Annotated in this window: 3 protein-coding genes; all 3 read left to right on the forward strand. The window is 49.3% G+C overall.

What is annotated here, in order from left to right; translation table 11 throughout:
* The first annotated feature begins 122 nt into the window (after positions 1–122).
* Genes H8Z83_RS19145 through H8Z83_RS19155 form a run of 3 tightly spaced genes read left to right on the forward strand, consistent with a single transcriptional unit; the run spans position 123 to position 960 of the window.
* Positions 123–470, forward strand: coding sequence for a hypothetical protein (locus H8Z83_RS19145; protein ID WP_187016483.1), 348 nt, complete (start codon positions 123–125; stop codon positions 468–470).
* Positions 471–481: 11 nt separating this feature from the next.
* The gene (locus H8Z83_RS19150) at positions 482–649 is read left to right on the forward strand and encodes a hypothetical protein (RefSeq protein ID WP_187016484.1); all 168 of its coding nucleotides are present in this window, start codon (positions 482–484) and stop codon (positions 647–649) included.
* A 41-nt stretch (positions 650–690) separates the two neighbouring features.
* Positions 691–960 carry a hypothetical protein gene (locus H8Z83_RS19155; RefSeq protein ID WP_187016485.1) on the forward strand — a complete coding sequence of 90 codons (270 nt, stop codon included), beginning with the start codon at positions 691–693 and terminating at the stop codon, positions 958–960.
* Positions 961–1,009: the final 49 nt, after the last annotated feature.

The raw sequence follows: 1,009 nt of genomic DNA on the forward strand, positions 1-1,009 counted from the left end.
CCCCCCCCCCCCCCCCCCCCCCCCCCCCCCCCCCCCCCCCCCCCCCCCCCCGTTTTCAGATGTGTATAAGAGACAGGGAATAATCTAGTCGCTAATCTACTATCCTCAGAAGGAATTACACCATGGCTATCTCCATCACCCGTAAACGTGAAATGAACCAAGCTATCGTTGCTGCACTGTTCGACACTAAAGGTCAAGTGCGCGACATCTCTTCTGGTAATATGGTTCAACTGACTCACGCTGCTACCTACGGCATCGAGAACCACAAAGAAGTAATGTTCGGCTTTATGGCCGACCGTGACATCTGCGTCAACGCCCTGCGCCTGAACAAGACCACCGGTGAAGTAGAGTTGAGCAACGACATGCTCTGCCCGATCCACAACACAGAAAACAAACCTCTGATCACCCTGCTGAAAGACTTCGAAGACATTGACGGTAACTATGTCTGGGGTCTGATCACTTACATCTAAGGAGCGTCATCATGACCGATCTTAAATACGGTGTACACAATCCTAACCTTGCTCAGCATCTGAATCAAGGTCGTCAAACCCTGAAGCAATCCGAGCAACAACTGAAAGACCAAGAGAAAGACAACCAGAACGCTGACACCAAACTGGCTGATGCAATGGCCCTGCTGCGCGGTAAGTAAAACGCTGTACCCTAATCTTAAATCCTTAGAAGGAATGTACCATGAACTTCAATACTTCGATCCGCACTGAAAACTTGAACCCAGTTGTAGCTGTAGCTCACGACATCGTGAACGACGTGATTCACATCGAAGGTGTTCCATTCAACGAGTACTTCGCTACCCGTGAACTGAATGCTGAGCTGGTACGTGGGCTGGAAGCCTTGACCAAGCGTCTGCAAAAGATGGGTCCTGCTGCAATGAGCCGCGTTGAATTCAACGTAGAAGAAAAACTGTACCCAGTGTTGGATGCTATCTACACTGGTAAATGCTAAGGAGCATTCACATGAACTGGTTTACTAATTCTGTCTCTTATACACATCT

This window comes from Dysosmobacter segnis, from assembly GCF_014297285.1.
Taxonomy (GTDB): domain Bacteria; phylum Bacillota; class Clostridia; order Oscillospirales; family Oscillospiraceae; genus Oscillibacter; species Oscillibacter segnis.

Bases quoted from the DNA above. Each gene is read 5' to 3' on its own strand.
- H8Z83_RS19145 (WP_187016483.1), top strand. From the start codon at position 123: ATGGCTATCTCCATCACCCGTAAACGTGAAATGAACCAAGCTATCGTT.
- H8Z83_RS19150 (WP_187016484.1), top strand. From the start codon at position 482: ATGACCGATCTTAAATACGGTGTACACAATCCTAACCTTGCTCAGCAT.
- H8Z83_RS19155 (WP_187016485.1), top strand. From the start codon at position 691: ATGAACTTCAATACTTCGATCCGCACTGAAAACTTGAACCCAGTTGTA.